The following is a 24,748-nucleotide window of genomic DNA, read 5'->3' as shown; positions in this document are numbered from 1 at the left end:
CTGCCAGCACTCGGGGTAGTGATGCCCCGCTTGGAGGTCTGCGATGAACAGCGACCTCGGATCCTGCCTTCGCCTCGCGCGAGGGCTGTTGCGGCTCTACAGCCTGGCCGTCGCGAGTGAGCAGCGCAGCGTTGCAGATCACCTCCTCCGCGCCCTGGAGCGGCTCGCGAAGAGCGAGCCTGCTTGCGAGCCCTTGCTCGATGAGGCATACCTGAGGGGAATCCGTCACCATGGCTCGGCCGATCCGCGCACGCCGCGAGCCGAGCCGCAATGATCGGTGCCGGCGCTGCCGGCTTGGGCCCGCGGTCGCTACGCCGCGAACACGGACCTTCGCGCTGCGCATCCGTCCGCCTTCAGCGCGTCGAGGTCGATCACGGCATCGGCCATCGCCGTCAGCTCCGGCGTCTGCGAGACGAAGAACTCGCGCTCGTAGCCGCCCAGGCGCAGCACTTCCCGCTTCATCGCCATGAACATGCGCTTGCGCTGGGAGTCCAGCGGGCCGTCCGCCTCGTCGGTGAACAGCGTGGTGTAGCGGCGGCCGGTGTTTCGCGCCAGGTACAACGCGATCGCGCGGGTCAGGCATGACTCCACGAACGTTCGCTCGCCCCCGCTCATCAGGCCGACGCTCTTGCTTTCGCCGGTGTCGCCGTCGTGCACGAGGATGTCGAAGCCCTCCTTCTGTTCGCCCTTGGCGGTCTCCAGCAAGGTGTGGATCGACACCGTGAAGCGCGGTCCGTAGCAGGCCAGCAGCAGGTCGTTCGCCAACGCCGAGAGCGCGGGCCCCGCATCGTCGATCGCCAGCGCGATCAGGCCGTCGTTGCTCATGCAGCGCGCGAAGAGGCTCCAGTTGCCCAGTTCGTCCTCGACGCGAGCGCTGCGCGCGTGAACGCGCTCGCGGCGCTCGGCCAGCGCGGCCACTTGTTTGGACACCTCCTCGATCGTCTGCGCTTCGCGCACCGCCGTCAGCATCGATTGCTCGGCGGCGCCGAAGGCTTCCCGAGCGGCACCCAACGCTTGAGAGGCCTGCGTCACCTGTCGCTCGTCGAAGGCGGGCGGCAGCGACGCGAGCGCGTGATCCAGGCGCGCCAGCGCCGCCGTGGCCTGCCGCGCCAGTTGTTCCTGTTGCTCCTCGATCGCCTGGCGTGCCGCGGCGATTTGCTGGCGCTCGGCGCGCTCGTCGGCGGTTTCGGCGGCCGCATCGGCGGCCAGCGCAGGGCCCAGCGCCTGCAACTCCTGGTCGATCTCGACCAATGTCATCTGTGCCTGTGCGCACGCCGGCGCCTTCGAGCACATCACGGCCAGGCGACTCACCCGCTCGCGCGCGACGGCTTCGCGGTGCTCGGCCCGTGCCAGGTTCTGCGGTGCGCCGGCCAGCGCTTCGCAGCGCTGGCGCGCGGCGAGCAGTTCCTGCTGCGCCGCGGCCTTCTCGACGGCCAGCCGGGCCAACTGGGCATGGGCGTTCGGGATCAGCGATTGCGCCTCGCGCGCGTCACCCAGCAGCTTGCAACGGCCCTGCAGGTCCGTGCCGACGCAGGGCACCTCGCCGGTCAGCCCGAACCGGCGCGCGAGTTCCTCGGCTTTCAGCGCGGCCCGCCCCGCCTCTTGCTCGATGCCTGCCACGCGGTGTTCGGCAAGCCGCATCGCCCCTTGGCAGCGCGTCAGCGCGTGTGTCTGCTGGCGACAGGCTTCGGTGAGCGCGCTGCGCAGCGCCTGCACACGCTGCGCGAGCGGCAGGCGCCGGTCCGCACGCTGTACCTCGGCCGCGTCGGCAAGCACTGCCTGGCAACGTCGCCGGGACAGGGTCAGGGCTTGACGCCGCGAGCGTTCCTGCTGAAGCCGTCCGGCGACCCGCTGGTCAAGTTGCTCGAGCCGTTGCCGCTCGACCTGATCCCTGGACTGGAGCGCACGGCGAGCCTGCGCGGTGGTGTCGAGAGTGGACTGGCGTTCGGCCGCGAGCTGTGCGCGGCGAGCTTCGGTGGCCCGCGACTGCTCGCGCTCGACCGCCACGCGCGCATGCCGCGCCTGCGCTGCCTCCAATGCGGCGTGTGCCGCCGCCTTGGCACGCTCGGCCGCCGCCATGCGTTCGCCCGCTCCGTCGAGCTGCCGGCGTGTCGCCTCCAGGCGCACCCCCTCCGCGTCGAGCCCGACCAGTTCCTGCCGGATGGTCGCCAACCCCGCCTTCAACAGGCGCACCGTCTCCGCGGCCTTCTGGCCCAGAGCCTGGATCTCTTCCTGCCCTAGCAGGTCCGCCAGCAGCGACTTGATCTCGGCGTTGCGATAGGTACTGAGCTGGCGCTTGCCCTGCGCCGCGAACACGGAGGTGAAGAACGTCTCGGCGCTGCCGCAGATGGCCTCGACGCAGCGGGTATAGGTCTCGACCCGGCCGTCGGACACCATGCCGTCGTCGAGCTGCACCGGCCGCCAGTGCCCGGCATCGTCGAGCGTGTGCAGGAAGGCCTCGGTGCGGCGGCGGCCACAGAGGCGGATGACGATCTGCGAGCGGTAGCAGCGGCCCTCGTGCGCCCAGGTCAGGTCCTTCACGCTTTCGGGCAGGTACACGTGGTCGTAGTAGGAGAAGCCGCCCGCACCGGCCAGCGCGGCGCGGCTCGGCAGTCCGATGTAGGGCACGAGGCAGTCCATGATCGTCGACTTGCCGCTGCCGTTCGCCCCGACGATGGCGATCAGTTGCGCGTCCTGGGTCAGGCGCTCGAGGTCCAGCGTGATCTCGTCGCGGCCCAGGCCGTCACGAATACCGCGGAATCCCTTGAGGGTGAGTGCGAGAGGTTGCATGGAGAGCCCCGAAGAAGCAGATGCCTCAGGCTCTCATGAACATTCTCTGCGTCAAGGCCAGTCGTCCGCACTCAAGGCACGCATGTCAGCCGGCACAGCACGAGAGCAGCTTGACGTCCTTGGTGAAGGTCTGCGCGCACAGCTTGAGCCCTTCCACCATGGTCAGGTATGGGAACAGCTGATCGGCCAGGTCGTGCACCGTCATGCGTGCTCGCAGCGCGAGCGCAGCGCTCTGGATCAGCTCACCCGCATCGGGCGTGACGGCCCGCACGCCCAGCAGCCGCCCGCTGCCCGCCTCGGCTACCAGCTTGATGAAGCCTCGGGTGTCGAAGTTGGCCAGCGCGCGCGGCACGTTGTCCAGGGTCAGCGTGCGCGTGTCGACTTCGAGGCCCTTGGCCCGCGCCTCGGTTTCGGTCAACCCGACAGTGGCCACCTGCGGGTCGGTGAAGACCACGGCCGGCATCGCGCTCAGGTCGAGTGCAGCCTCTCCTCCGGTCATGTTGATCGCCGCGCGCGTGCCGGCGGCCGCGGCCACGTAGACGAACTGCGGCTGGTCGGTGCAGTCGCCGGCGGCGTAGATGTGCGACGCGCTGGAGCGCATCGCTGCGTCGATGACTATGGCGCCCTGCGCGTCAACGGTCACACCGGCCGCGTCGAGCCCGAGGCCCTGCGTATTGGGTGCGCGGCCCGTGGCGACGAGCAACTGGTCGGCCCGCAGTTCACCGCGATCGGTCGCGAGCACGAACTCGCCGTCGGTGTGGTCCACCCGGTTGGCTTGCGTGTGTTCGAGCACCGTGATGCCTTCGGCGCGGAAGGTCGCTGTCACGGCCTCACCGATCCCGGGATCGTCGCGGAAGAACAGCGTGTGGCGTGCGAGCACGGTCACCTTGCTGCCCAGCCGCGCGAAGGCCTGTGCGAGCTCCAGTGCCACCGCCGACGAGCCGATCACCGCCAGACGTGGCGGGATGACGGCGCTGGCCAACGCTTCGGTGGAGGTCCAGTACGACGTGTCCTTGAGCCCGGGGATCGGCGGGATCGACGGATGTGCACCAGTAGCAATCAGGCAACGGTCGAACGCCAGTTCGCGCTCACCGCCTTCGTGGAGCCGGACCACGAGATGCCAACTGTCCTTGAAGCATGCCTCACCGCGCAGCACGGTGACCGCCGGGGTGCTTTCGAGGATGCCCTCGTACTTCGCATGTCGCAGTTCGTCAACGCGGGAGCGTTGCTGCGCGAGCAGACGGGCACCGTTGATGACCGGCGTGCTCGCGGCGATCCCACCGTCGAAGGGACTCTCGCGCCGCAGGTGCGCCACGTGCGCGGCGCGGATCATGATCTTCGACGGCACGCAGCCCACGTTGACGCAGGTGCCGCCGATCGTGCCGCGCTCGATGAGCGTCACGCGCGCGCCGCGTTCGGCCGCTTTCAGCGCCGCGGCCATCGCGGCGCCGCCGCTGCCGATGACGGCGACATGCAACGCCTCGTCGCCGCCGGGTGCCTTCTGGCCACCGCCGAGCCAGCTGCGCGCCTTGCCGAGCAGGCTGTCGCGCGGCCGATCGGCATTCCCATTTGCGACACGGGCTCGATAGCCCAGCGCGGTCACCGCCTCCACGAGCGCCGTCATGGGCGTGTCGGGGGCCAGCGTGAGCTTGGCCGTGCCCTTGGGGTAGGACACCTGCGCGGCGTGCACGCCGGGGACTTTCTCCAGGGCTTGGCGAACATGCGTGGCGCACGAGTCGCAGGTCATGCCGCTGATCACGAGTTCGGTCATGGGGTTGCTTTCACAGGTGCTGGCGCGGCGCCTTCAGGAGTGCCTGGCCGCGACCTCGCAGCCTTCGGGCCCGCAGCGCCGGTTTGCAGGGGAGACGAAGTCCCACACCGACACGGCGACCATCGTCGCGAGGCCCACGTAGAGGAGTTTCTCGGCTACGGTGAAGCTGGCGACCAGCACGATGGCCGGTCCGATCATGCCGAGCACGCTGCGCTGCCACTGGCGGTGACTGAACCAGCCCAGCGCATTGGCCAGCAGCGCGAGCCCCGCGAACAGCGGCAGCAGCACGGTGACGAACAAGGCCTCGAACTGGCTCAGGAAGCCGAGCCCGAGGGCAGCACCGAGGCTGGCAAGGGCCGGGAAGCAGGCGCCGCAGCCCATCGCCGAGACGATGCTGCCCAGCGCGCCGGCCTTGTCGGCAATGCGCGTCATGACGTTCATCGTGGCCTCCTTACCGCCGCTGCGGTTCAGCGCTTGACGGTGGACGGGTAGCCGGCGTTCTCGGTGGCCTGGGTCAGCTTCTGCACGCTGGCCTTGGCATCGTCGAAGGTCACCACGGCCTGGCGCTTGTCGTAGCTCACGTCGACCTTGCTCACGCCGTCGACCTTCGAGATCGCCTTCTTCACCGTGATCGGACAGGCCGCGCAGGTCATGCCGGGCACGTCGAGCGTGACGGTCTGGGGCGCCGCTTGCACCGCGGCGGCGGCGAACACGGCGATCAGCAACAGCTTCTTCATGGCGAACTCCGGGTCAGTAGAACAAAGGAAGGACATACGGGAAGGCGAGCGCGATCAGCACCAGCGCGCCGACGATCCAGAAGACGGCCTTGTAGGTGGACCGCACCTGCGCAATCGCGCAGACCTCGCCCGGCCCGCAGGCCTGTGCCGGCCGATAGATTCGTCGCCACGCGAAAAACATGGCGAGGAGTGCGGCACCGATGAAGATCGGGCGATAGGGCTCCAGCGCGGTGAGGTTGCCGATCCAGGCGCCGCTGAAGCCCAGTGCCACCAGCACCAGGGGCCCGAGGCAGCAGGTCGATGCGAGGATGGCGGCCAGTCCTCCCGCGAAGAGGGCTCCGCGCCCGGTCGGTGTTTCCGTCATGCGTATTCCTTGGCGAGTCTGGACGCGATGGCGTAAGCTTATTTCCGTACTCATGTACGGAGTCAAGCGGCATGGAACGCGAGCAGAACGGCCTGACGATCGGAGCCGTCGCCAAGGCGGCCGGGGTCAACGTGGAGACGGTGCGCTTCTACCAGCGCCGGGCTCTGCTGGCCGAGCCGGACAAGCCCTACGGCGGCATCCGGCGCTATGGCGCGGATGACGTGGCGCGCGTGCGGTTCGTGAAGGCCGCGCAGCGCCTGGGGTTCAGCCTCGACGAGATCGCGGGGTTGTTGCAGCTCGATGACGGCACTCACTGCGACGAGGCGCGAGAACTCGCAGAAGTCAAGCTCGCGGACGTGCGCAGGAAGCTGAAGGACCTGCGCCGAATCGAATCGGCCCTGGCCGGCCTCGTCCGCGATTGCTGCATGAGCCGCGGCAAGGTGTCGTGTCCGTTGATCGATACCTTGCAGAAGCAGTGAGCAGCGCCTCGGTCGGTTCGGGCCACTGTTGACACCGCGAACTCAACATAAGGGATGGAGGTTGTCCATGATCGTGGTCTTGCCGCGGCCATTGCTGCCTGCGATCGCGACCAGCTGGGCATCGCCGACCAGCGCCTCCAGGTCCAGCGTAATCGCGTCACGGCCCAGCCCGCTGCGGATGCCTTTGAATCCCCTGAGGGTCAGGGACAGCGGCCGGTAGCCACCACTCGTCGCCTTGCCCACGTTGACCTTCGTCTCGCTCATCGCCTCTCCGTTCCAGCGCGTCCATCGCACTTGCTGGGTTCAGTCTCGCGCCGGATGTCCGCGCATCAAGTCCCGGCTTAGAAGAGCTCGAGCTCGGCCGGCTGGTCTGGCTCTCGCGCCGCCTGGATCGGCAGAGGCTTCGCCTGCGGGGTCGATCGGAACAGCGACGCGTCGACGTCGGCGCTCGCTTCGTCCACCTGCAGGATGCCCGCAGCGATGTCGGCGGGGTCTCGGTCGACGAGCGAGTTCAGGCGTTCGATCAGCGGCCCGTCCGTGCAGCCCGTCGCCTTGGCCCAGACCCTCACCTTTTCCTGCAGCGTGGCAGCGCGCGAGATGCCGGCGGCGCGGCTGCGCACGACTGGCACGACACGGCCCTCGAGCTGGACGTCCGCGGCATCGCCGAGGGCGCGCTTGATCGCCTCACGATCGATGCCGGCACGCTCCTCCTCGCCCACCTGCCAACGGACTCGAACGTGGGCGCCTGCCACGCCCAGATCGGTCGCCGCGCGCGTGATCTCTTCAAGGTCGGGCAAGCCTTCGAACACCAAGTCGACCGTGCGCCGCGCCGGCGTCTCGATCAGCTCGAAACGCGCGATCGCTGCACCCACCTCCCACAGCAGGAAGCCCTTGGCGTCCAACTCGCCGTGGTGAAAGCGGCCGATCGAACCCGCGTAGGCCACCACTCTCCCCGCATCGTCCCAGCTCTGATGCTTGTGGATGTGCCCAAGCATGAAGGCCTGAGCCCCCGCCGAGAACAGGCTGGTCGTGGTGAACTCGTGGTCAAAGCCTGCCATCGGCACGCCGTGCTCCGTGATGCAGCCGGTCACCGTGCCATGACCCAGGCCGATGGTGGGCACCTGTGCCGCCCGAGCGGCGCCATTGATGCCCGCGTAACCGGACAACAGCGCGGCGAGCTCGCGGCCCACGGCCTCGGCGGCATCGGCGGCACCCACCATCGCCGCCACCGTGGCCTTGTTGACCGTCGGGATGCAGGTGAAGACGGCTCGAGCGCCAGCGGGCACTGCATCGAACCGCCAACCCTGCGCCGGCGCCCAGGTCCCATCGGCCATCAGCGCGACTTGCCCGATGCGCTCGGCCACGTGCACGGGGTGTCTCCCACCCAGCAGCGGGAAGATCGCCAGCGTGCCCGGTGGTTCGTGCGAGAACGTGCCCTGAAGCATCAGGACCGGGCAGTGGTCGGCCAGGCGCCGCACTTCGCGGGCCAGCCGCCCCACGGCCGGACTGTGCACGTCGAGCGCGTGATCCGTCGAGTCGCCGGTGATCACCGCCAGATCGACCCCGCGCTCGATGGCCTGGCCCACGCCGTAGCCGAAGCAGCGTCCGGCCTCGTCCAGGTTCTTGCCGCTGAAATGCAGGTCCGAGAACTGCGCCACCTTCATCATGAGATGCATCCTTTTCGTTCGCTGTCGTTGTCGGAGCCCGACTGCCGCGTGTGTCGTCCGGGTTGGTCTGTGCGACAGGATCGCGCGGCGGCGCCGCGCTTCAAGCCCGGTGCATGGCCTGCGGGTCCATCCGCGACGCCTAAGTCCTCGCGGCTCAGGCCCAGACGTCGAGCTCGGCCTTCACCTTGTCGACGAAGCCAGCGCCGTTGTCCTGGAACGGGGTGAGATCCTCCAGCGCGCGCTTTCGACCGCCGGCGGCTTTCTTCCACCCCTGCCCCCACCGCTTGGTGGCGTAGCGCTCGTAGGTCTCCGCGTCGACACCGAGTGCTGCGGCGGCGTCGAAGAGCCACGCCACCTCCTTGCCGTCGGCGGCACCTTCGCCGCCACCGGCCTTAAGCGCGACCGGCGTGTCGCGGCGCGGCTGCCCTCCGGGCCTCGGCGCCGCCGGTTGAACAGGAGGGCCCGGCTGCACCGCATTGGACTCGGCCGCCACAGGTATCCGTTCCGGTTCGGCGTCCGTCTTGCCGCCCGGCGCCGCCGGCAAGTCGATCACACCGTCATCGCTTACCACCGGCGCGGCGCTTGTCTGGGCCGTCGACTGCCCCTGAAGCACGATGGCTGCCTCCGCCGCGCGAGTCTCGATGGCATCCAACCCGTCTTCGTTGCGCAGCAGGGCCGTCGGATCCACCGGGGCCTCGAGTTCGATGAGCCACTGGGTGACGCGACCGGGCTTGCCTTCTTCATCGATCCGTGACACCTCCACCAACCGCTTGCTGATGAAGAAGGGCGTGCGCTGCCCGTCCAGGAATCCCGAGATGCGACCACCTCGCATGAACGCGATGGTCTGGAACTTCTCGATCGCGGCCTGCATCGCGTAGAAGCTGTTGGTCGGCAGCTCGAACGCGCTGATCGACTTGATGCCGGGAATGAAGAAGATGAACCGGCCGGACAGGTTGCACTTCTTGGCCTGGTACTCGGCGCAAGTCTCGGGGTCGCACACGCCGTTGTTCTGTGCCCGCAACGTCGCCTTGCGGCCGCCGAACATGCGCACCACGCGGCGCCCGTCGCCGGCGGCAGGCGGCTGCTCGTAGGTCTTGCAGTACCGCGTCTGCCCGTCCTCCGAGTACTCCGACCAGAAGCGCCGCTCGCTGGACGTCCAGGTCACCAGTTCGTGTGGCATGACGTGCTGCCACGCGTCGGCCGGGAAGACCACGGGGAAGCGGTACAGCCGCATCACGCCGTCGCCCCGGTCTTCGGCATACAGGTCCATGATCTGCCGCGCCAGTTCCGGGTTCGGGAAGTCCTCGCCGCGTACGGTGAAGTACGGGACGTTCTTCGGCGTCAGCGGGTTCTTCAGGTCGGGCAGCACGGCCGCAAGCTCCCGTTCGATCGCCTCGAACCCGCGTCCTTCGGCCACGCCGGACTCGTACACCTCACGCGCCCGCGCCGACTCGGCGGCGCGCCGGGTCAGCACCTTGATCCCTGCGCGGATGCGGCCACCCACCGGGATGCGCTGCGCCGAGCGCCCCAGCAGCGTCGGAATCGCCACCGCTCCTGCGGCGGCCGGTGCCAGGGCAGTGCCCTGCCCGTTCGCCTTGCTTTGTGCCATCGCGACCATTCATCTCTCCTTCACAAGTTGGTGGAAGCGGAAACTCATGGTCCTGCGGCTGTCCGCTCTTTCAAGTCCGCGGCTGCGTTCGATCACGACCTCGAAGTCCGGCATCCCGCGCATCAGCAGTCCACCCCAGCGCTTGGTCACGATCCGCCGATCGAGGATCGTCACGCGGCCGCGGTCATGGATCGTCCGAAGCAGCCGACCGATCCCCTGCTTCAACCGCACGGCGGCTTCAGGAACCGTGATCTCGATGAAGGGCGACCCGCCTCGCGATTCGACCCACTCGCGGCGCGCCTCCTCGAGTGGCGAGTCCGGCACCGAGAACGGCAGCTTCACGATGACGACGTGCGTGCAGTAGTCGCCCGGGAGATCGACGCCCTCGGCAAAGGTGCTCAGGCCAAAGAGGACGGACCTGTCGAGCCGGTCGACGGCTGCGCGGTGCCGCGCGAGCATCTCGCCCTTGGGCATGGATCCCTGCACCAGCGTGATCCGCCGGAGGTCCTCGGGTAGCAGTGCATACACATCCCGCATCTGGCGCGCCGAGGTGAACAGCACCAGGGTTCCCAACGTGTCCACGAGGGCTGGCAGCCGGGCGCCGACCTCATGGGTGTGCTGCTCCGCAGCCGTGGGTTCCGCGCGCATGGCCGGGACGACCAGGCGTGCCTGGCTGCGGAAGTCGAAAGGCGAGTCGACCTGCAAAAACGTAGGCCGCTCGAAGCAGCCGAGCCCTGATTGGCGAAGGAAGAGATCGAAGGTGCCACACGACGTCAGCGTGGCCGACATCACGACGGCGCCGCTGGCGCGGTTCCACAACAGCTTGCGCAGCTTGTCGCTGCCGCTGATCGGCGACGCGCAGACCAGGTAGTCGCCCGGCCGCCCGCCTCCATCATGGCGCTCGATCCAGCGCGCTATCGGCGCGACGTCGTCCGGCTGCTCGGCCAGCATCAGCTGCCACGTATCCACCAGGTTGTCGAGCCGGACAACGTAGAAGCCAAGCACGGACAGGATCTGGGTGGCGAGCGTGCCGGCGCTGGCTGCGCGCTCCAGGACATGCTCCCTGAGCGATGCGAACGTCTTCTGCAGGCCCTCGCCAGCATCCAGGATCTGCTCCCCCGCACCTTGACACCAGGCCGGCAAGGGTCCCGCCTTGAACCGCCTGGCCCGCTTCTCCTCGAACCCATTCGTTCCATGGATGCACCGGTGCAGTTCGCGCAACGCGCGCTCGATCCGTTCGCTGGAGGCGCGACTGTCGCGGATGAGTTGCTCGTCCAGGCGCAGTCCAAGGACGGCATCGCGCACCGCGTTGCAGGCGCCTTCCAGCCATTCGACCGCCCCGCGGATCGCGTGGCGCGCAGAGAAGTGCTCCACCGCCTTGGCCGCGAGGCTATGTGCCTCGTCGAAGACGTAGATCGTCTCCTGCGCTGCCGGCAGGACACTGGCACCCTCCATGTCGATCGCCGACAGCACGAGATCGTGGTTGGCGATGACGAGGTCGGCCTCCTTGACACGTTGCCGTGCTGCTTGGAATGGGCACCGCGAGAACTCGGGGCACTTGGAGCCGGAGCAGCCCTGCCTGTCCGTGGTGATGCGATCCCAGAGCTCGTCCACCACCGGGATAGGTAGCTCGTCTCGGTCTCCGTTCCACCGTCCGCCGTCGAAGCTGACCAGCAAGTCGCGCAGCACCGCCACGCGTCTGGGTGCCTCATCGGCAGCGGCGGCCGTGGAGGCGCCAGCGAGGTCTAGACCCCGTTGGCCCGCCTGCTTACCTTCCGCCTGGAGCTTCACCGTACATGCATAGCGCCGCCGGCCCTTGGCCACAGCGAAGCTGAACTGAAGGGGCAGCAGCCGCTGCAGGGTCGGCGCGTCCTTTTCGGCGTACTGGTGTTGCAGCGCCACCGTCGAGCTGCTGACGACAAGCCGCTTATGTCGTGACTTCGCCATCACGAGCGCCGGCACCAGGGCCCCGAACGACTTACCCGTGCCGGTGCCCGCTTCCACGATGGCGAGGTGATCGCCGTTGCCCGCCTGCTCATCCTCGGCGCGGCACCGCGACAGCGTGTTGGCCACGGCCGCGATCATCTCCATCTGCGGCCGTCGGGACTTGAAGCCAGGAATCCCTTCGCGCAGCGCATCGATGCACTCGCGGATCAGCTGCTTCTCGGCATCCCGGACCATGCAGTCAGCCTATGGGCCGCCTGCCTGCGCTCAAGGGTGCCGGCCGGTCCGCATGCGGCTCACGACCTGAGACCGTCGTCAAGCCGCGCGCGTCGTGACTGCTCTGCTACCCGGCCTCCGGCACCCGCTGAGCGCGCAACCCTTCGCTGGCAGGACCGGTGGCTCGCGGCGACGCGCGTGGCGGCAACTCGGGCAGGTCTTGATCCGTCCGCCAGACCCACGCGCCCTCACCAGCCGCCAGCACCGCCTTCTCCTTGGCACCCTGCTCCTTCGGATCGAGGAAGGCGCTCACGACATGCAGCGGGAACGGCCCACCCTCGGTGTCCAGCAGCAACGCATTCGGAAAGCAGGCACCGCTCTTGGCATCGAACCGAAGCGGCTTCAGGAAGGCCCGTCCCTGCCGTTGCAGTTCCTCGATCAGCGGAAGCTCGTGAAGGCCCTCAAGCGGGATCCACTGATCCGACACCAGGGTCATCGACAGCGAGTCGACCTGGTAGAGGTGCTCGCGCTTCGCGTAGATCAGCGCGGCCATCACCACCATCGGCTTGCGCTCAAGGTCCGCGTCACGGGCCTGCAGCGTCGCCCCGTAGGCGCGCTCGGCGCGCTCCCAGGCCTTGTTCTCCATGTACAGGGGCACGTCCGGCATGTGCTTGATCAACAACCTTCGACCGTAGGCACTCTGCTCCGCCCCGTTGAACTGCCCGATGACGATGGCCATCTTGTAAGCCACGTCATCGCCCGGCGACAGCAGCATCGCCAGCTTGCGCCGCCGGCGCTCACCGATCTCTTCCTTGTCCGCGACCCGGAACGGCTCCGGGACGTAGAGCCTCTTGTCCAGAGTCTCGCCCTTGAGCGTCACACCCGATGCCGCAAGCTCGAGGTACTTCTTGATCACGCCCTGCGAGCGCCTGCCCTCCATCGCCGGATACCAGCGGTTGAGGCCGGCCCGGTGGTAGAGAAAGTGAAGGACCGCGCGCAGGCTCATGCGCTTGCGCGGTGCGTTCACCGCCGGCGGCTCTCCACCGGCCTCGCCGCGCGGCATGGCCTTGCCGGAGACGCGGGAGAACGGAAAGTCCGTCCGGATCTCCACGTGATCCGCGTTGTGCTCGACGATGGCTTCGCCGACCAGCTCTCCAAGTCCCGAGATCCCCGGCTCCGGCTCGAAGGAGTGGCACGTGGGATGGTGCATGTCTCCCGTGCCCGGCATGCGCTTGACGACGTATTCGCCGTGCTTGGCGATATACATCTCCACGCCGCCGCGCACGCACATGCAGCGCGGCCGCTCGGCGCTGTCGTAGACCCTTGCCAAGGCGTCCTGCAGGGCCGGGTCGGTCGCCTGAAAAGTGATGCCTCTGACGAAGTACCTCGGCCCGTCCATTGCAACCTCCTGGGCCCGCAGGCCCCTGTGTGTCTACACCAGCTCGCGTGCGATCTCTTCCAGGGGCACGGGCGGTAGGCTCGTCAGCCGATGCACCTGCCGACTCGAGCGCAGCCCCAGCAGTTCCTGCAGTTGGGTGCGGTCGGCACCGTGCCGCTCCATCGCGACCGCGACTTGCCGACGTACCTGCTGGGCCGTCATCCCGATCCAACCAGCGCGCGCGAAAGCCAGGCGCAGCGTCGCTTGCAGGTACTTCGAGGTAAGGCGCGAATCGGTCGCGGACCGTGGCTTGACTTGAAAGGGATTGCCCGCCTCAGTCAGGAACAGCCGGCTCGTCGGATCAAGCCCGCGAAACCGATTGGGCACGCCTACACCCAGGCGACGGCGGATGCGCTCCTCGAGGTAGGTGTCGATGCTTTCCACGGCTTTGGCCGAGACGAAGAACAGCGGTCGCTCGAGACCGTTGGATGCCGCGCCGGCGCGCAACATCGAACGGCGCCGCACGTTGCCCTGTTCGTCCAGGTAGTCACCCACCTGCAGACGGGCAAGCTCCATGGTCTTGAGACCGGTGCAGAGCAGCGTGTAGATCAGCGCGATGTCGCGGTTCGCGCTCCTGCAGCTTGCGCGCAACCGTCGAGCACCGGCGGCCACTTCCTCGGCATCGAGCACGACATGGCACGGTGGCGGCAGCTTGTCCTCATCGTAGGCGCGTGCAGCCGCCATGATGGTCTCACGCTCCTGGCGAATCGCGGGCAGGCTGTCGAGGTAATCCGCCCTCACCGAACCGAGCGCGTTGCTCAGGTGAAGTCGGCGCAACAGTCCCTTGATCCGCCGTTCGACCGTAGATCGCGCAACACCCAGGTCGGCGGCCACCTCCTTGTAGGTCCGGCCCTCCTCGACCACGCTGGCAAGCAAGTGCATGGAATGAATTGGAATGCGCCCCATGGACTGGTTCCGACCGGTGAAATGCGCGGGCGACTACAGCTCCCTGCCGGTTGCATTGCCCTGCCCTGGATCGTCCAGAAGTCGATCAGGCGTTTCAACCCGGAAAGGAGGGTCGAAGCCCCCCCGGTTTCCGCCCGTCGCGCTCGTAGCCACGGCCGGCACGCTGCATGAACGCGAGGTGGCACGACCTCCCACGGGCTGCGCCTTGCTGAGCCTCTGTTCAGGTACACAGCGTTGGTTCATACTGAGGCCGCTACTGGCACCTCGCCATTGCCGCTGTCACCAGCGTTCCGGCTTGGCCGGCGTTTGCGGTCGTGACCCGCACTTCAATCCGCCTGCGCCTGCAGGCCCACCACATCCTTCGCCGGCTCTTGCTGGCCCGGCTTTCGAACCGACCCGTGCCGCCCAACTGCGGCCTCGCGTCCAGGACGTAGGCCACCTCCTGCGCGGGCCCGCCCGCGCATCCTCAACCCGAGCTCGGGCGACACCCCGAGTCGGGTTCGCTCGTGTTCATGCGCTTGAAAGGAAAGCGTCATGTCCCACGAATCCATTTCCCTCTTCGCCAACCCGGGGCAGGCCTTCGACGGCAGCGCTCGCATCACCGCGAGCGTCGTGCCCGTCGAACGTCGCTTGGACTTCCTGCCGCAGCACTTCGGTGAGCGCGCGATGATCAAGTTCGAGATGTCGGTGTACGACTGGATGGGCAGCCTCTGCCCGACCTATCGCGGCGGCTTCTGGGACTACGTCGAGCTCTCGAACGGCGGTGCGTTCTTGCACCCGTCCGGCGTCGAGACCTTCCAGATCAAGGTCGACGGCAACGGCTTCAGCGGCACGGTTCGCGCCGAGGTCGCCGGCATCATCGCCACCGCCTTCGCGCTCAACAACATGCTCTGGCGAGGCTGGGACAGCCTGGCCGAGAAGTACGAACAGCTTCTCGAGTTCATCGGCGAGCACCCGGAGTCCGCGACCATCCGGCGCGCCCTCGACTAGGGGACGGCCATGTTGACCCATCGTTGCAACCGGTTCATGGTCCTCTTGACGGGCTTGCGCCACTACACCACCGAGCAACTCCTCGCGGTGATGCAAGACCGCCGCTACCCACCCCTGCTGCGCGTCGCCGCGCTGCGGTGGCTCATCCACTGGGCTCCACTGGACATCACCAAGGGCGCTCCCTATCTGCAGCGGCGTCGCTACGTGCGTCAGCACTATGGGGTGTAGCTCTCCGCCTCGAAGCTCGAAGACCACGGCCGGCACGCCGTGGTCTTCGAACTGCAGCAACCGCTACCGCGTGCAGTAGAAGTACAGAGTAACTAAGGCTTCCGACCGTGCACAATTGCTAGCGATGCAAGCCGAGATCACGCTGCCCGCACGATGGGTTGACGCCAACTTGCTTGATGATTCGTTCAAGCACCAGCGCGCGGTTCACGACCAAGTTGTCACTCGAGTCCAGATCACCTTTCCGCGTGACTGCAAGGTGATGGTCGATGCCGGCACCCGCCTGCTGTCGCTGGTGAACCAAGCCGCGACTGCCACCAAAGATGTGAGCCTCGTGTTCGAAGAGGGCGCGGCCGGCACCATGGGTTACCTGCAGCGCATGGGCTTCTTCAACTATCTTGATCCTGCGGTTCGCGTACATCCGAAGCTCGAGTCGGTAAGGCAACCCGCGCAACGCAAGCACAAGATGCTGGTCGAATTCGCTCGGATTCATCCTTCCGAGCGTGATCCCGATTTGCCCAGCCAATTGGCTGACCGCGTTGCAGGACAGGCGAGCGGAATGACCCAGGACCGGCTTGAGAAGTTTCGGTTCGCGGCTTGGCACGCGTTTGCCGAACTCATTCAGAACATCCATCGTCACGCGAACACCGCGATCGAGGGCTATGCCGCGATGCAGATTTACGGTGGGCATCGGGCCGTTGTCAGCGTTTCCGATTCGGGCCTGGGGCTGTTTGAGACACTTCGACCAGCACTGAACAAGACCGACCCTCAGTCCGCCGCGTTGTCCGACCCGGAACTGCTACTCCGAGTCGTTACAGATGGCTTGTCCCGGTTCGGCCCTGAGAACGGCTGCGGCATTCGCACCAGCGCCCGGCACGCACTCGCGTTCGACACCAGCATCCACTTTCGCCTCTACAACTCAAGTCTCCTCCTTGAACCGCGTAGCGGGAGGTCGTTTGTGGTAGCCCGGCACCGGCATGACCTCACGCCCTTGTGGGGAACGCACGTCGCCTTCGTTTTTAAGCTTGACGCTTGACAGTGCCTCTGCTTCAATGTACTCAATGAACGAGGTCGTGCGGCTCCGATTGGCCGACTACTTGGGGGCCGGCAAGGAAGGCTGGGGCAATGAGCAAGGCCGCGAGGTCTATGCCATGCTCCTGCGAGCCGTTGAGCAACATCCGAGCGCGCGGGTCTTTGAGATCTCTTTGGAGGGTGTCAAGCGCACCGACGCCTCCTTTCCACGTGAGAGCGTTGTCGAGCTGGCCCGTCGCTTCCGGAAGCAGTTGGGGTTCGTGATCAGTGACGTTGCTCACGAAGATCTGCTTTTCAACTGGTTCGTCGCCGCTGACAAGAAGCAGCAGCCCCTCTTCGTCAAAGGCCCGGCGGGCTGGGATTTGATCGGCGGCGAGCTTTCGCCCGCAAAGAAGTCTCTGCTTGACTACGTGATGGCAAACAAGGCCGTTCGGACGTCGGAGGCTGCAGCAGACTTGGGCCTGAAGACGACCAACGCCAGCACCCAGCTCAAGGATCTCTGGGAGATGGGCTACGTCTTGCGTCACGAGGAAGCGGCTGATACCGGCGGTGTGGAGTTCGTCTACACGGCGATTCCCTAATTTTTCTGCTTGCTTCAACAGCTTCATTGAAGCAGAATGGGCGCACTGAGGTTGACGAGCGCGCCCCTCCAGGGTCTGTTCAACAGCTTCACTGAAGCAGCTTATTCATCGTTGGTTCCATCGCCTTCGTGGCAGAGGAGTGATCCCATGCAGTCGGATACGCAACACAACCAGGCGGCTCGTCTCCAGGGCCAGGCCATCGAGGTGCTCGACGAGCACTTCAACCGCCGCAGCGCGCGCATCGACGACGACCGTGTGACCGGCCGTCAGATTGCCGAGGCTGCGGGCTTCAACTCCAGCGACGAGGTGATCGTTCTGCAGCAGCTGCCCGGTGGCGCGCTGGAGGAACTCCGACCTGAAGAGCTCGTCAATCTCAACCAGCCGGGCGTGGAGCGCTTCTTCGTCATCGAGGGCGACGCGACTTACCGCTTCTTCCTGGATGGCCTCAAGCTCGAGTGGCCGCGGGCGAGGGTCAACGCAAAGACCTTGCTGCGTCTGGCCCGCAAGGATGACGAGTTCGAGGTTGTGCAGCAACTGGAAGATGCTCCGGACAAGGTGCTCGACGATGACGATGTGGTGGATCTGTCCCAAGAGGGCACCGAACACTTCAAGACCCGCAAGGGCAGCAAGCTGGTCAAGGTGCTCTACAACGAACAGCCGTTCGAACTGACCAAGGGCACCTACACGACCGAGCAACTGATCGCCATCTTCAATGTCGAGCCGGGCTACCTCCTCGACCTGTGGGTCGATGGCAGGCTGGTCGAGTTGAAGCCCGGGCAGGAGCTCAAGCTCAAGGCCGGCATGCACTTCACGTCCCACCCGCCGCGGGGGCAGTCGTCATGAGCGCCGCACAACTGAGCGCACTGCAGGCTGTCGTACCCAGCGCAGAGCCGTTCCAGGAAGGGGGCCGCCTATTGGCCTTCCTGCCTGGCCTCAAGGTCGAAACCCTGGGCGGCACCGTCGTCTGCGACGCGCTGCTGCACCCCCACGAGCACACGGGCTACCAAACCCGCCTCTTCCTGGATCGACAAATCCCCGGCGGCAGCGCGAACAACTGGACCGCCCACTCTTTGGGCGGCCGCACCTGGTGGGCCTGCTCATGGCAGGGCGTCGAGGCGGCGCTCCCCTGGGTGCAGATCCTGATGAATCACCTGAGGGCATTCCGATGAAGATCCACATCAAGATCACCGAGGCACTACTTGCTCAGGTACGACTGGATCTGCACCGTCGACACCCGTTCGCCTTCGAGCGTGTTGGCTTTCTGACGGCGGGCGCCTCGCGCTCTGTCGACGGCGACATCCTGCTGCTCTGCCGCAGCTATCACCCGGTGGACGACGACGACTACGAGCGCGCTGCGACGGTCGGAGCCCAGATCGGATCCGACGCCATGCGTAAGGCGATCGAGGTGGCGCATCCGGGCAAATCGGCACTGCTGCACGTCCACACCCACGGCGGCCATGGTCTGCCGGGCTTCTCGAAGACCGACCTGATCAGTGGCGCCCAGTTCGTGCCGGGCTTCTTCAACGCGCTGCCGCGCATGCCACATGGACTGCTAGTGCTGAGCAACACAAGCGCCAGAGGCTTGGTGTGGACTGCGAAGAAGGCCCAACCCCAATACGTCGCCGGGTTCACGCAGGTGGGCCGCTCGGTTCGGAAGTTCGGAGATCTCTATGAGCAAACATGACCGACAAAGCTTCCTGGGCGCCACGAGCGAACAGGACCTGAAGCGCACCAAGGTCGGCGTCATCGGCCTGGGAGGAGGCGGGTCTCATGTCGTCCAACAGCTCGCCCACATCGGTGTCGGCAACTACGTGCTGGTCGATCCTGACACCATTTCCGAGACAAACCTGAACCGCCTGGTCGGCGGAACCCTTGAGGACGTAAAGCGCCGGACCTTGAAGGTTGAGATCGCCGCGCGCGTGGTCCGCGCCGTCGTCGCCGACGTCAATATCGGCGCTCATCCCACGCACTGGCAAGAGGTGTCTCAGGAACTCCAGACCTGCGACGTGCTGATCGGCTGCCTGGACGCCGTGACTGCCAAGGACCAACTCGACAAGTTCTGCCGGCGCTTCCTGATCCCATACATCGATATCGGCATGGACGTGCACAAGATCGGCGATGGCTTCCTGATCTCGGGCCAGGTCGCACTGATCACGCCAGGAAGCCCCTGCCTGCGCTGCATGGGCGTGGTGACCGAAGAAGCGCTAGTCCAAGAAGCCCGCAACTATGGCGCCGCAGGTGGCAAGCCTCAGGTCGTTTGGCCCAACGGCCTACTCGCGTCGGCCGCGGTCGGCCTGTTCACGCAGCTGATCTGCCCCTGGCACAACCAAGCCCGCGGATCCGCGTTCCTGGAATACGACGGCAACAAGGGCACGCTCACGCCGAGCAAGAGCTTTGCCTTCCTCGCGGACCACGCCTGTCCGCACTTCCACGCAGACGAGGCTGGCGACCCCCTCTTCGACATCCGTCATGCGCACCAACGCGCGCATGGATCAGAGTAGGGCCAAGTCCACCTCGAGCGTCTTCACTACTCGTAACAAATGCGATGCCCGGCTTCCTTGCAAGGCGGCCACCGTAGCGGCGCATCAAGCAGGGACAGCAGCCGTGTTTCAGCACTGCGCTACTTGTGTCTCCAACGGCTACCGGCGAGTCTGCCGCGGGGGCCCCATCAGCCTCGACCGGCTGCGCCCATGTTGGAGGCGGGAGACGAACTATCGCGGCTTGCCAACCTTCTTCGCCCGAGGTCTAGTCAGCGACTTCAGATCGATTGGCAGTGCATTCAAGTTGTAGAACTCGTGCAGCTTGGCGGCCAGCAGTTGCTTGTCCGGCAACTGGGTCTGGTATTGCGCGACAAGCGCTGGCGATAGCGTTCGGCTCAGCGCGTACTCCACCACCTCACTGTCCTTGGACGCGCACAACAGCACTCCGATGGCCGGGTTCTCGTGCGGCTTCTTCACGTCACGGTCCAGCGCTTCCAGGTAGAAGTTCAGCTTGCCGAGATGCTCGGGCTCGAAGCGGTCCACCTTCAGCTCGATGGCCACCAGGCAGTTCAGGCCGCGGTGGAAGAACAGCAGGTCGAGCGCGAAGTCGCGCCCGCCCACCTGCAACGGGAACTCCGAGCCGACGAAGCAGAAGTCGCGGCCCAGTTCGATCAAGAAGGCCTGCAGCCGGCCAAGCAGGCCGCGATGCAGGTCGGCCTCGGTGTGGCCGATGGGCAGCTCGAGGAATTCCAGCGCGTAGGCGTCCTTGAAAGCAGCAGCCGCCGACTCGCCATGCATTTCTCTCACCGCTGGTGAGAGTTTTGGCGGCGCCAGCACCGCCTTCTCGAAGGCCGCCAGGCGGATCTGCCGCTCCAGCTCTCGCTTGCCCCAGCGCTGCTGCACGGCCATGCGAAGGTAGAACTCCCGCTCCTCGGCACGCTTGGACTGGCCCAGGATGATGAGGTTGTGGGTCCAGGGCAATGCTCTCACCAGTGGTGAGAGTTTTGGTGCATCGCGGTAGGTGTCGACCAGCTGCCGCATGCGCCACAGGTTCTGCGCCGAGAAGCCACGCAGTCCCGGCACCGTGCGGGCCAAGTGTTGCGCCAGTCGGTCCACCACGCCCTCACCCCACTCGGCCGCCGCCAGCTTGCCGTCGATGTACTCACCGATCTGCCAGTACAGGCCGATGAGCTCGGTGTTGACCGCCTGGTGGGCGCGCTGGCGCGCAGCACGTATCAGTTCCACCACCTCATCGAATGCCGCCTCGATGGGCACGCCAGCCGCCGCGCCCGTGCGCGATACGCGAGGCGCCACTGCGGTCTTCTTGGCCGTCTTGCGAGTGCTCATGCCAACTATTGTGCGTGAGGCATGAGGGGTACCTTTCCACCTCGCTCGTGCGGCCAGGCCGCGGCAAGCCGCTGCACCTTGGTCACCGCGACTCCTGCGCCCAGCGCGGCGCAGATGCCCTTCCCTTCCACCGCACCATGCTCGCGCAACCAGGTGGCCTCTTCCCGTTGGCGTCAAGTTGTCACAACGCGCGACCCGGCCGCCTGTGGCCGGGTCAGGCCCGATGAACATGCGCCGACGCGGCGGGGCGTCTTTCCCTCCGCGGCTAGTTGATTCATACTCAATTTGCTTCGTGGCCACAGCCACAGCCGCCCTCTGAGGCGTTCCGGCATCGCCGGCGTTAGCGGTCGTGACCCGCAAGTCGATCCGCGCAGAGCCCTGCCCTGCCGAAGCCGCCAACCCGGGCGGTGAGTTCCCTGCCGTGCCCGCCTAAAAAGCGGCCGGCCCCTTCCCCCAATCCGTCTTCACCAACTCGCTGCCGCTCAGGCCGCGCGGCTGGCTGACGCACGTCCGCTTGCCGCTCCGTCGGCCGGCGCCCCCCTCCCACCGGGAGCTCACGCTCCCCTCGGGGGCGTGTGCTCTCTCCACATCACGGAGATCGCATGTCCCCATCCAGCCAGGGTGGCTACACCCCTTGTCTGCCGGGCTTCGACACCGAAGCCCCCGCATACCCAGACCTATTCGCCGAGGCCGCGCAGCCCGCGGCCACCACGGCCGAAGCCCTGCCCGAGGAGCCCTCACAAGTCTCCAAGGCATGGCGCCCTGCCCTGCAGACGTCGGCCAGCACCACCGCGGTCGTCGAGTGGCCGACCTGGGACGACACCGTCCTGGGTCAGCTCGATGGCCAAGTGACGAAGTTCGAGGCCAACACGGCCGCCATCACCGCACTCCGCGCCATCGAGGAGGAGGCACGAACCCCGACGGCCAGCGAGCGCACCACACTGCTGCGCTACACCGGCTGGGGAGGCCTTCCGGCCAGCTTCAACGAAGACGGCCGCGACCCCGCCTGGGTTCAGCGCGCCGGGCTCCTGCGGCAGTTGCTCTCCGACGCAGACCACGACTCGGCGCGCGCATCGGTGAACAACAGCCACTACACCGATCCGTTGGTCATCCACTGGTTCTGGGCGCTGCTGCGCCGCCTGGGCTTCCAGGGCGGCCGCATCCTCGAGCCGAGCGCCGGCATCGGGCACTTCCTGGGCTGCATGCCTGCCGAGGTGGCCGGCCGCAGCCGGATCACCGCCATCGAGATCGATCGCGTCTCAGGTCGCATGCTTCGAAGCCTGTACGCGCCCTTCGGCGTGGACGTGCGCATTGGTGGGTTCGAGTCCGCGGCCTTGGCCGAGGGGACCTTCGACTTGGTCCTGTCCAACGTGCCCTTCGGGCGCTACGGTGTGCTCGACAACCGCAACCGGCCCTACAGCCGAGCGAGCATCCACAACTGGTTCGTCGGTCGAGCACTCGACCTTCTGCGGCCTGGCGGCCTGGTGTGCTTCATCACCTCGTCGTACTTCCTGGACGAGAACGATGCCGGCGTGCGGGCGCATGTGGCCTCCGAAGCCGACCTGGTCACGGCGTTCCGGCTGCCGGCCGGTACGTTCGAGCGCCTCGCATCGACCAGCGTGCAGGCCGACCTGGTGGTACTCAGAAAGCGTGCCACCGGCGAAGCGGCGGCCTCGGCCGAATGGCTGGACCTCGACTACGTCCCCAAGGGGATGCTGCGGTCAGGTTGCCACGAGCAGTACCTGCGGATCAATCGCTGGTTCGTGCAGCACCCGCAGCATGTGCTCGGGCAGATCGACCGGGTCAGCAACGGCTACCAGGCCGTGCCGACTGCCGTGCTCGAGGGCAACCTCGAAGCGGCGCTGCTCAACGCGCAGGCGATGGTGCCCAAAGGCGTCTACGGCGCTCGGCCCACGGTCCCCAGCAAGGCGCCGCAGAACGTGGTGTCTGCGCCCGTGGGCGCGCGACCAGGGTCGTTCGTGGTCAACAACGGCCGCATCGGCGTCGTCGAAGGCGATCACGTCGTGGATGTGCACGACCGCCTGAACGCCACTGTTCGGCTGCGCATCGCCGGCATGGCAGACATCCGTGATCGCGCCCGCGCGCTGCTCAGCGCGCAGCTGGGCACGGCATCGGACCATGACCTTGGCGATCTGCGGCGCCGGCTCAACCAGAGCTACGACCGGTTCGTCAGGCGCCACGGCTACCTGTCCTGTCGCGCCAACGCCCTCGCCTTCCGGCGGGATCCCGACTATCCGCTGCTCCTGTCACTGGAGCACTACGACGAAGAGGAGGAAGTCGCCACCAAGGCCGCCATCTTCTCCAAGCGCACGGTCGCGCCGGTTCGGGAGGCCACGCAGGCTGAGCATCCCGACGAGGCGCTCGCCCTATCGATGCAATGGAAGGGCCGGGTCGATCCCGACTACATCGGCCAACTGCTGCGCGCGACGCCAGGCGAGGCCCTCCAGGACCTCATGGCGCGGGGCATGGTCTACCTGAATCCAGAGAGCGACCGGTACGAACCGGCCGACGAGTACCTCTCCGGCAACGTGAAGCGCAAGCTGACCGCGGCCCTTGACGCCGGCGACGCCTACCGTGCGAACGTGGCGGCACTGGAGAAGGTGATCCCCGAGGACCTTCCCCCGGGCGACATCGCGCTGCGCCTGGGCGCGGTCTGGGTCCCTGCCGACGTGGTCGAGGCCTTCATCAAGGAGGTGCTCGGCCTGCAGGACAGCAGCGTCCGGTACCTGGCAGTCGCCGGGACCTGGTCGGTGAACTTCAACGACTGGGCGGCACGTCAGAGCGTCGCATGCATTCAGGAGTACGGCACGCGGCGCATGCATGCGATCGAGCTCGTGCAGCACGCGCTGAACGTGCAGACACCCACCGTGCGCGACCCGCACCCTGAGAAGGACGGCGTGTACGTCGTCAACAAGGAGGAGACGCTTGCTGCGCGGGAGAAGCTCGGCCTGATCCGGGACCGCTTCGCAGCGTGGGCCTATGAAGACGCTGCGAGGCGCGAGCGGCTGTGCAGGATCTACAACGACCTGTTCAACTGCATCCGCCAGCGCGAATTCGACGGCTCGCATCTGAAGCTGCCCGGCTTCTTGCGTATTTCAGCGATCGTGGACGCCGGTTTCGGCGTGATCGCGGACGCTGTTTCAGCGTGATCGTGGACGATCACGGGAGCACGCGAGTGAAGGGGTTCATCGTATCTCAGCCGTCCACGATGGCGCTGAAGCGATGAGCGTTGTCCATGCCGGCGAGCATCGCCGGGGTGGGCAACGTGGCGCCGAAGGCGGTCATTGCAGGCTGGTCTTTGCGGCAGGCTTGTCCAGGGCGGCGGGCGTCGCTTGCGACGAACGACCGCCGCGGTGGGCAAGCCGTGTTCATGGTCGCAGCCGATGTGTTGCTCGGTTTGCGCGAAGCGGTCATGCCTTCACCTGCTTCTTTCGCATCGATTCACCCTTGAGCGCGATCTTGTGCGCCGCGTGGACGATGCGGTCCAGGATCGCATCGGCCAGCGTCGGATCGTTCAGCCATTCATGCCACGCTGTGACCGGCAACTGGCTCGTTATCAGGGTGGCGCGGGTGCCCACGCGGTCATCCAGCAGCTCGAGCAGGTCATTGCGCTCCGCGGCGGTGATCGGCGCGATCGCGAAGTCGTCGATGGCCAACAGGTCGATGCGTGCGAGTTGCGCCAGCCGGCGCCCGAAGCTGCCGTCGCCATGGGCGACGCGCAATTCCTCGAGCAGCCGCGGCGCTCGCATGTACAGCACCGTGAAGCCCGAACGCGCGGCCTGCTGCGCCAGCGCACAAGCCAACCACGTCTTCCCGACGCCGGTCGCCCCGGTGATCAAGACGTTGTGACCGTGGCGCAGCCAGTCGCAGCCGGCGAGCGCTGTGACGAGGGTGCGGTCCAGCCCGCGCGAGCCGCGCCAGTCGATGTCCTCGATGCAGGCGCTGCCGACCTTCAACTTGGCCGCCTTGAGCAGCCGCGCGAGGCGCTTGCCGTCACGCCAGTCGATCTCGCGCTGCACGAGCATCGCCAGGCGTTCGTCGAAGGCCAGCTCGGCCGCTGCCGCGCTGGTGCCCGGGTCGGCCAGCGCCTGGACCATGCCGTCGAGGCGCAGGCCGCGCAGTTGGTCCAGGGTGTGTTCGTTGAGCAAGGG

The 24,748-nt window shown here is 66.8% G+C and carries 24 protein-coding genes and 1 pseudogene; 11 read left to right on the top strand and 14 right to left on the bottom strand.

Annotation, left to right across the window (positions count from 1 at the left end; genetic code table 11):
- The first annotated feature begins 43 nt into the window (after positions 1–43).
- Positions 44–274: a hypothetical protein gene (locus HQN59_RS23190; RefSeq protein ID WP_176071521.1), complete on the top strand. Its 231-nt coding sequence runs from the start codon at positions 44–46 to the stop codon at positions 272–274.
- 35 nt (positions 275–309) lie between these two features.
- Here HQN59_RS23190 and HQN59_RS23185 read toward each other — a convergent pair whose 3' ends face one another.
- The 5 genes from HQN59_RS23185 to merT all read right to left on the bottom strand — a co-directional run bounded on the left by HQN59_RS23185 (position 310) and on the right by merT (position 5,662).
- Complete coding sequence (locus HQN59_RS23185) at positions 310–2,790, bottom strand: AAA family ATPase (protein WP_176071520.1); 2,481 nt, start codon at positions 2,788–2,790, stop codon at positions 310–312.
- A gap of 85 nt (positions 2,791–2,875) precedes the next feature.
- Positions 2,876–4,561: a mercury(II) reductase gene (gene merA, locus HQN59_RS23180; RefSeq protein WP_176071519.1), complete on the bottom strand. Its 1,686-nt coding sequence runs from the start codon at positions 4,559–4,561 to the stop codon at positions 2,876–2,878.
- A gap of 33 nt (positions 4,562–4,594) precedes the next feature.
- Positions 4,595–5,002 carry an organomercurial transporter MerC gene (merC, locus tag HQN59_RS23175; RefSeq protein ID WP_176071518.1) on the bottom strand — a complete coding sequence of 136 codons (408 nt, stop codon included), beginning with the start codon at positions 5,000–5,002 and terminating at the stop codon, positions 4,595–4,597.
- 26 nt (positions 5,003–5,028) lie between these two features.
- Positions 5,029–5,298, bottom strand: coding sequence for a mercury resistance system periplasmic binding protein MerP (gene merP, locus HQN59_RS23170; protein WP_176071517.1), 270 nt, complete (start codon positions 5,296–5,298; stop codon positions 5,029–5,031).
- Positions 5,299–5,311: 13 nt separating this feature from the next.
- Positions 5,312–5,662 carry a mercuric ion transporter MerT gene (gene merT, locus HQN59_RS23165; protein WP_176071516.1) on the bottom strand — a complete coding sequence of 117 codons (351 nt, stop codon included), beginning with the start codon at positions 5,660–5,662 and terminating at the stop codon, positions 5,312–5,314.
- Between the two features lie 71 nt (positions 5,663–5,733).
- Here merT and merR point away from each other — a divergent pair, with 71 nt between their 5' ends.
- Positions 5,734–6,141 carry a mercury resistance transcriptional regulator MerR gene (gene merR, locus HQN59_RS23160; protein ID WP_217704287.1) on the top strand — a complete coding sequence of 136 codons (408 nt, stop codon included), beginning with the start codon at positions 5,734–5,736 and terminating at the stop codon, positions 6,139–6,141.
- A gap of 51 nt (positions 6,142–6,192) precedes the next feature.
- Here merR and HQN59_RS23155 read toward each other — a convergent pair.
- The 6 genes and pseudogenes from HQN59_RS23155 to HQN59_RS23130 all read right to left on the bottom strand — a co-directional run.
- A pseudogene (locus HQN59_RS23155) lies at positions 6,193–6,405 on the bottom strand (hypothetical protein); the annotation flags it as partial.
- Between the two features lie 77 nt (positions 6,406–6,482).
- Positions 6,483–7,817 (bottom strand): metallophosphoesterase family protein, encoded by a 1,335-nt coding sequence (locus tag HQN59_RS23150; RefSeq protein WP_176071513.1) that lies wholly within the window; start codon positions 7,815–7,817, stop codon positions 6,483–6,485.
- A gap of 145 nt (positions 7,818–7,962) precedes the next feature.
- The gene (locus HQN59_RS23145) at positions 7,963–9,426 is read right to left on the bottom strand and encodes a recombination directionality factor (RefSeq protein ID WP_176071512.1); all 1,464 of its coding nucleotides are present in this window, start codon (positions 9,424–9,426) and stop codon (positions 7,963–7,965) included.
- Entirely contained in the window at positions 9,427–11,598 is a 2,172-nt protein-coding gene (gene dinG / locus HQN59_RS23140; protein ID WP_176071511.1) for an ATP-dependent DNA helicase DinG, read from the bottom strand.
- A 106-nt stretch (positions 11,599–11,704) separates the two neighbouring features.
- Positions 11,705–12,976, bottom strand: coding sequence for a DUF1173 family protein (locus HQN59_RS23135; protein ID WP_176071510.1), 1,272 nt, complete (start codon positions 12,974–12,976; stop codon positions 11,705–11,707).
- A 33-nt stretch (positions 12,977–13,009) separates the two neighbouring features.
- Positions 13,010–13,897 (bottom strand): tyrosine-type recombinase/integrase, encoded by an 888-nt coding sequence (locus HQN59_RS23130; protein ID WP_176071509.1) that lies wholly within the window; start codon positions 13,895–13,897, stop codon positions 13,010–13,012.
- Positions 13,898–14,455: 558 nt separating this feature from the next.
- On the opposite strand from HQN59_RS23130, the gene HQN59_RS23125 reads away from it, so the two are divergent.
- The 8 genes from HQN59_RS23125 (at position 14,456) to HQN59_RS23090 (ending at position 19,250) form a co-directional block, all read left to right on the top strand.
- Complete coding sequence (locus HQN59_RS23125) at positions 14,456–14,911, top strand: antirestriction protein (protein ID WP_176071508.1); 456 nt, start codon at positions 14,456–14,458, stop codon at positions 14,909–14,911.
- A 9-nt stretch (positions 14,912–14,920) separates the two neighbouring features.
- Positions 14,921–15,139 (top strand): hypothetical protein, encoded by a 219-nt coding sequence (locus HQN59_RS23120; protein ID WP_054018154.1) that lies wholly within the window; start codon positions 14,921–14,923, stop codon positions 15,137–15,139.
- A 124-nt stretch (positions 15,140–15,263) separates the two neighbouring features.
- The gene (locus HQN59_RS23115) at positions 15,264–16,172 is read left to right on the top strand and encodes a hypothetical protein (protein ID WP_176071507.1); all 909 of its coding nucleotides are present in this window, start codon (positions 15,264–15,266) and stop codon (positions 16,170–16,172) included.
- Positions 16,173–16,197: 25 nt separating this feature from the next.
- Entirely contained in the window at positions 16,198–16,749 is a 552-nt protein-coding gene (locus HQN59_RS23110) for a helix-turn-helix domain-containing protein (RefSeq protein ID WP_176071506.1), read from the top strand.
- A gap of 147 nt (positions 16,750–16,896) precedes the next feature.
- Complete coding sequence (locus HQN59_RS23105; protein WP_176071505.1) at positions 16,897–17,592, top strand: multiubiquitin domain-containing protein; 696 nt, start codon at positions 16,897–16,899, stop codon at positions 17,590–17,592.
- Positions 17,589–17,918: a hypothetical protein gene (locus tag HQN59_RS23100; RefSeq protein WP_176071504.1), complete on the top strand. Its 330-nt coding sequence runs from the start codon at positions 17,589–17,591 to the stop codon at positions 17,916–17,918. The genes HQN59_RS23105 and HQN59_RS23100 overlap by 4 nt, the downstream gene beginning before the upstream one ends.
- Positions 17,915–18,433, top strand: coding sequence for a hypothetical protein (locus tag HQN59_RS23095; protein WP_176071503.1), 519 nt, complete (start codon positions 17,915–17,917; stop codon positions 18,431–18,433). The genes HQN59_RS23100 and HQN59_RS23095 overlap by 4 nt, the downstream gene beginning before the upstream one ends.
- Positions 18,420–19,250 carry a HesA/MoeB/ThiF family protein gene (locus HQN59_RS23090; RefSeq protein ID WP_176071502.1) on the top strand — a complete coding sequence of 277 codons (831 nt, stop codon included), beginning with the start codon at positions 18,420–18,422 and terminating at the stop codon, positions 19,248–19,250. The genes HQN59_RS23095 and HQN59_RS23090 overlap by 14 nt, the downstream gene beginning before the upstream one ends.
- 210 nt (positions 19,251–19,460) lie before the next feature.
- On the opposite strand, the gene HQN59_RS23085 is transcribed toward HQN59_RS23090, so the two are convergent.
- Complete coding sequence (locus HQN59_RS23085) at positions 19,461–20,576, bottom strand: PDDEXK nuclease domain-containing protein (RefSeq protein WP_176071501.1); 1,116 nt, start codon at positions 20,574–20,576, stop codon at positions 19,461–19,463.
- Positions 20,577–21,178: 602 nt separating this feature from the next.
- Between HQN59_RS23085 and HQN59_RS23080 the strand changes: the two genes are divergently transcribed.
- Positions 21,179–23,746: an Eco57I restriction-modification methylase domain-containing protein gene (locus tag HQN59_RS23080; protein WP_176071500.1), complete on the top strand. Its 2,568-nt coding sequence runs from the start codon at positions 21,179–21,181 to the stop codon at positions 23,744–23,746.
- A 46-nt stretch (positions 23,747–23,792) separates the two neighbouring features.
- On the opposite strand, the gene HQN59_RS23075 is transcribed toward HQN59_RS23080, so the two are convergent.
- Both HQN59_RS23075 and istB read right to left on the bottom strand, forming a co-directional pair.
- Positions 23,793–24,011, bottom strand: coding sequence for a hypothetical protein (locus HQN59_RS23075; RefSeq protein WP_176071499.1), 219 nt, complete (start codon positions 24,009–24,011; stop codon positions 23,793–23,795).
- On the bottom strand, positions 24,008–24,745 hold the full coding sequence (istB, locus tag HQN59_RS23070; RefSeq protein ID WP_176071498.1) for an IS21-like element helper ATPase IstB: 738 nt from the start codon (positions 24,743–24,745) through the stop codon (positions 24,008–24,010). Before istB ends, HQN59_RS23075 begins: the two co-directional genes overlap by 4 nt.
- Positions 24,746–24,748 lie beyond the last annotated feature (3 nt).

It is taken from the genome of Rhizobacter koreensis (genome assembly GCF_013366375.1).
Taxonomy (GTDB): Bacteria; Pseudomonadota; Gammaproteobacteria; order Burkholderiales; family Burkholderiaceae_C; genus Schlegelella_A; species Schlegelella_A koreensis.
This window is presented reverse-complemented; position numbering and strand designations above follow the sequence as displayed.

What these genes read in the sequence shown, in the direction of transcription:
- merA (WP_176071519.1), bottom strand. Translation starts at nt 4,561, where the DNA reads ATGACCGAACTCGTGATCAGCGGCATGACCTGCGACTCGTGCGCCACG.
- HQN59_RS23120 (WP_054018154.1), top strand. Translation starts at nt 14,921, where the DNA reads ATGTTGACCCATCGTTGCAACCGGTTCATGGTCCTCTTGACGGGCTTG.
- merT (WP_176071516.1), bottom strand. Translation starts at nt 5,662, where the DNA reads ATGACGGAAACACCGACCGGGCGCGGAGCCCTCTTCGCGGGAGGACTG.
- dinG (WP_176071511.1), bottom strand. Translation starts at nt 11,598, where the DNA reads ATGGTCCGGGATGCCGAGAAGCAGCTGATCCGCGAGTGCATCGATGCG.
- HQN59_RS23105 (WP_176071505.1), top strand. Translation starts at nt 16,897, where the DNA reads ATGCAGTCGGATACGCAACACAACCAGGCGGCTCGTCTCCAGGGCCAG.
- merR (WP_217704287.1), top strand. Translation starts at nt 5,734, where the DNA reads ATGGAACGCGAGCAGAACGGCCTGACGATCGGAGCCGTCGCCAAGGCG.
- HQN59_RS23115 (WP_176071507.1), top strand. Translation starts at nt 15,264, where the DNA reads ATGCAAGCCGAGATCACGCTGCCCGCACGATGGGTTGACGCCAACTTG.
- HQN59_RS23145 (WP_176071512.1), bottom strand. Translation starts at nt 9,426, where the DNA reads ATGGTCGCGATGGCACAAAGCAAGGCGAACGGGCAGGGCACTGCCCTG.
- HQN59_RS23190 (WP_176071521.1), top strand. Translation starts at nt 44, where the DNA reads ATGAACAGCGACCTCGGATCCTGCCTTCGCCTCGCGCGAGGGCTGTTG.
- HQN59_RS23150 (WP_176071513.1), bottom strand. Translation starts at nt 7,817, where the DNA reads ATGCATCTCATGATGAAGGTGGCGCAGTTCTCGGACCTGCATTTCAGC.
- HQN59_RS23100 (WP_176071504.1), top strand. Translation starts at nt 17,589, where the DNA reads ATGAGCGCCGCACAACTGAGCGCACTGCAGGCTGTCGTACCCAGCGCA.
- merP (WP_176071517.1), bottom strand. Translation starts at nt 5,298, where the DNA reads ATGAAGAAGCTGTTGCTGATCGCCGTGTTCGCCGCCGCCGCGGTGCAA.
- merC (WP_176071518.1), bottom strand. Translation starts at nt 5,002, where the DNA reads ATGAACGTCATGACGCGCATTGCCGACAAGGCCGGCGCGCTGGGCAGC.
- HQN59_RS23095 (WP_176071503.1), top strand. Translation starts at nt 17,915, where the DNA reads ATGAAGATCCACATCAAGATCACCGAGGCACTACTTGCTCAGGTACGA.
- HQN59_RS23090 (WP_176071502.1), top strand. Translation starts at nt 18,420, where the DNA reads ATGAGCAAACATGACCGACAAAGCTTCCTGGGCGCCACGAGCGAACAG.
- HQN59_RS23135 (WP_176071510.1), bottom strand. Translation starts at nt 12,976, where the DNA reads ATGGACGGGCCGAGGTACTTCGTCAGAGGCATCACTTTTCAGGCGACC.
- HQN59_RS23110 (WP_176071506.1), top strand. Translation starts at nt 16,198, where the DNA reads ATGAACGAGGTCGTGCGGCTCCGATTGGCCGACTACTTGGGGGCCGGC.
- HQN59_RS23080 (WP_176071500.1), top strand. Translation starts at nt 21,179, where the DNA reads ATGTCCCCATCCAGCCAGGGTGGCTACACCCCTTGTCTGCCGGGCTTC.
- HQN59_RS23185 (WP_176071520.1), bottom strand. Translation starts at nt 2,790, where the DNA reads ATGCAACCTCTCGCACTCACCCTCAAGGGATTCCGCGGTATTCGTGAC.
- HQN59_RS23075 (WP_176071499.1), bottom strand. Translation starts at nt 24,011, where the DNA reads ATGACCGCTTCGCGCAAACCGAGCAACACATCGGCTGCGACCATGAAC.
- HQN59_RS23130 (WP_176071509.1), bottom strand. Translation starts at nt 13,897, where the DNA reads ATGCACTTGCTTGCCAGCGTGGTCGAGGAGGGCCGGACCTACAAGGAG.
- HQN59_RS23125 (WP_176071508.1), top strand. Translation starts at nt 14,456, where the DNA reads ATGTCCCACGAATCCATTTCCCTCTTCGCCAACCCGGGGCAGGCCTTC.
- HQN59_RS23085 (WP_176071501.1), bottom strand. Translation starts at nt 20,576, where the DNA reads ATGAGCACTCGCAAGACGGCCAAGAAGACCGCAGTGGCGCCTCGCGTA.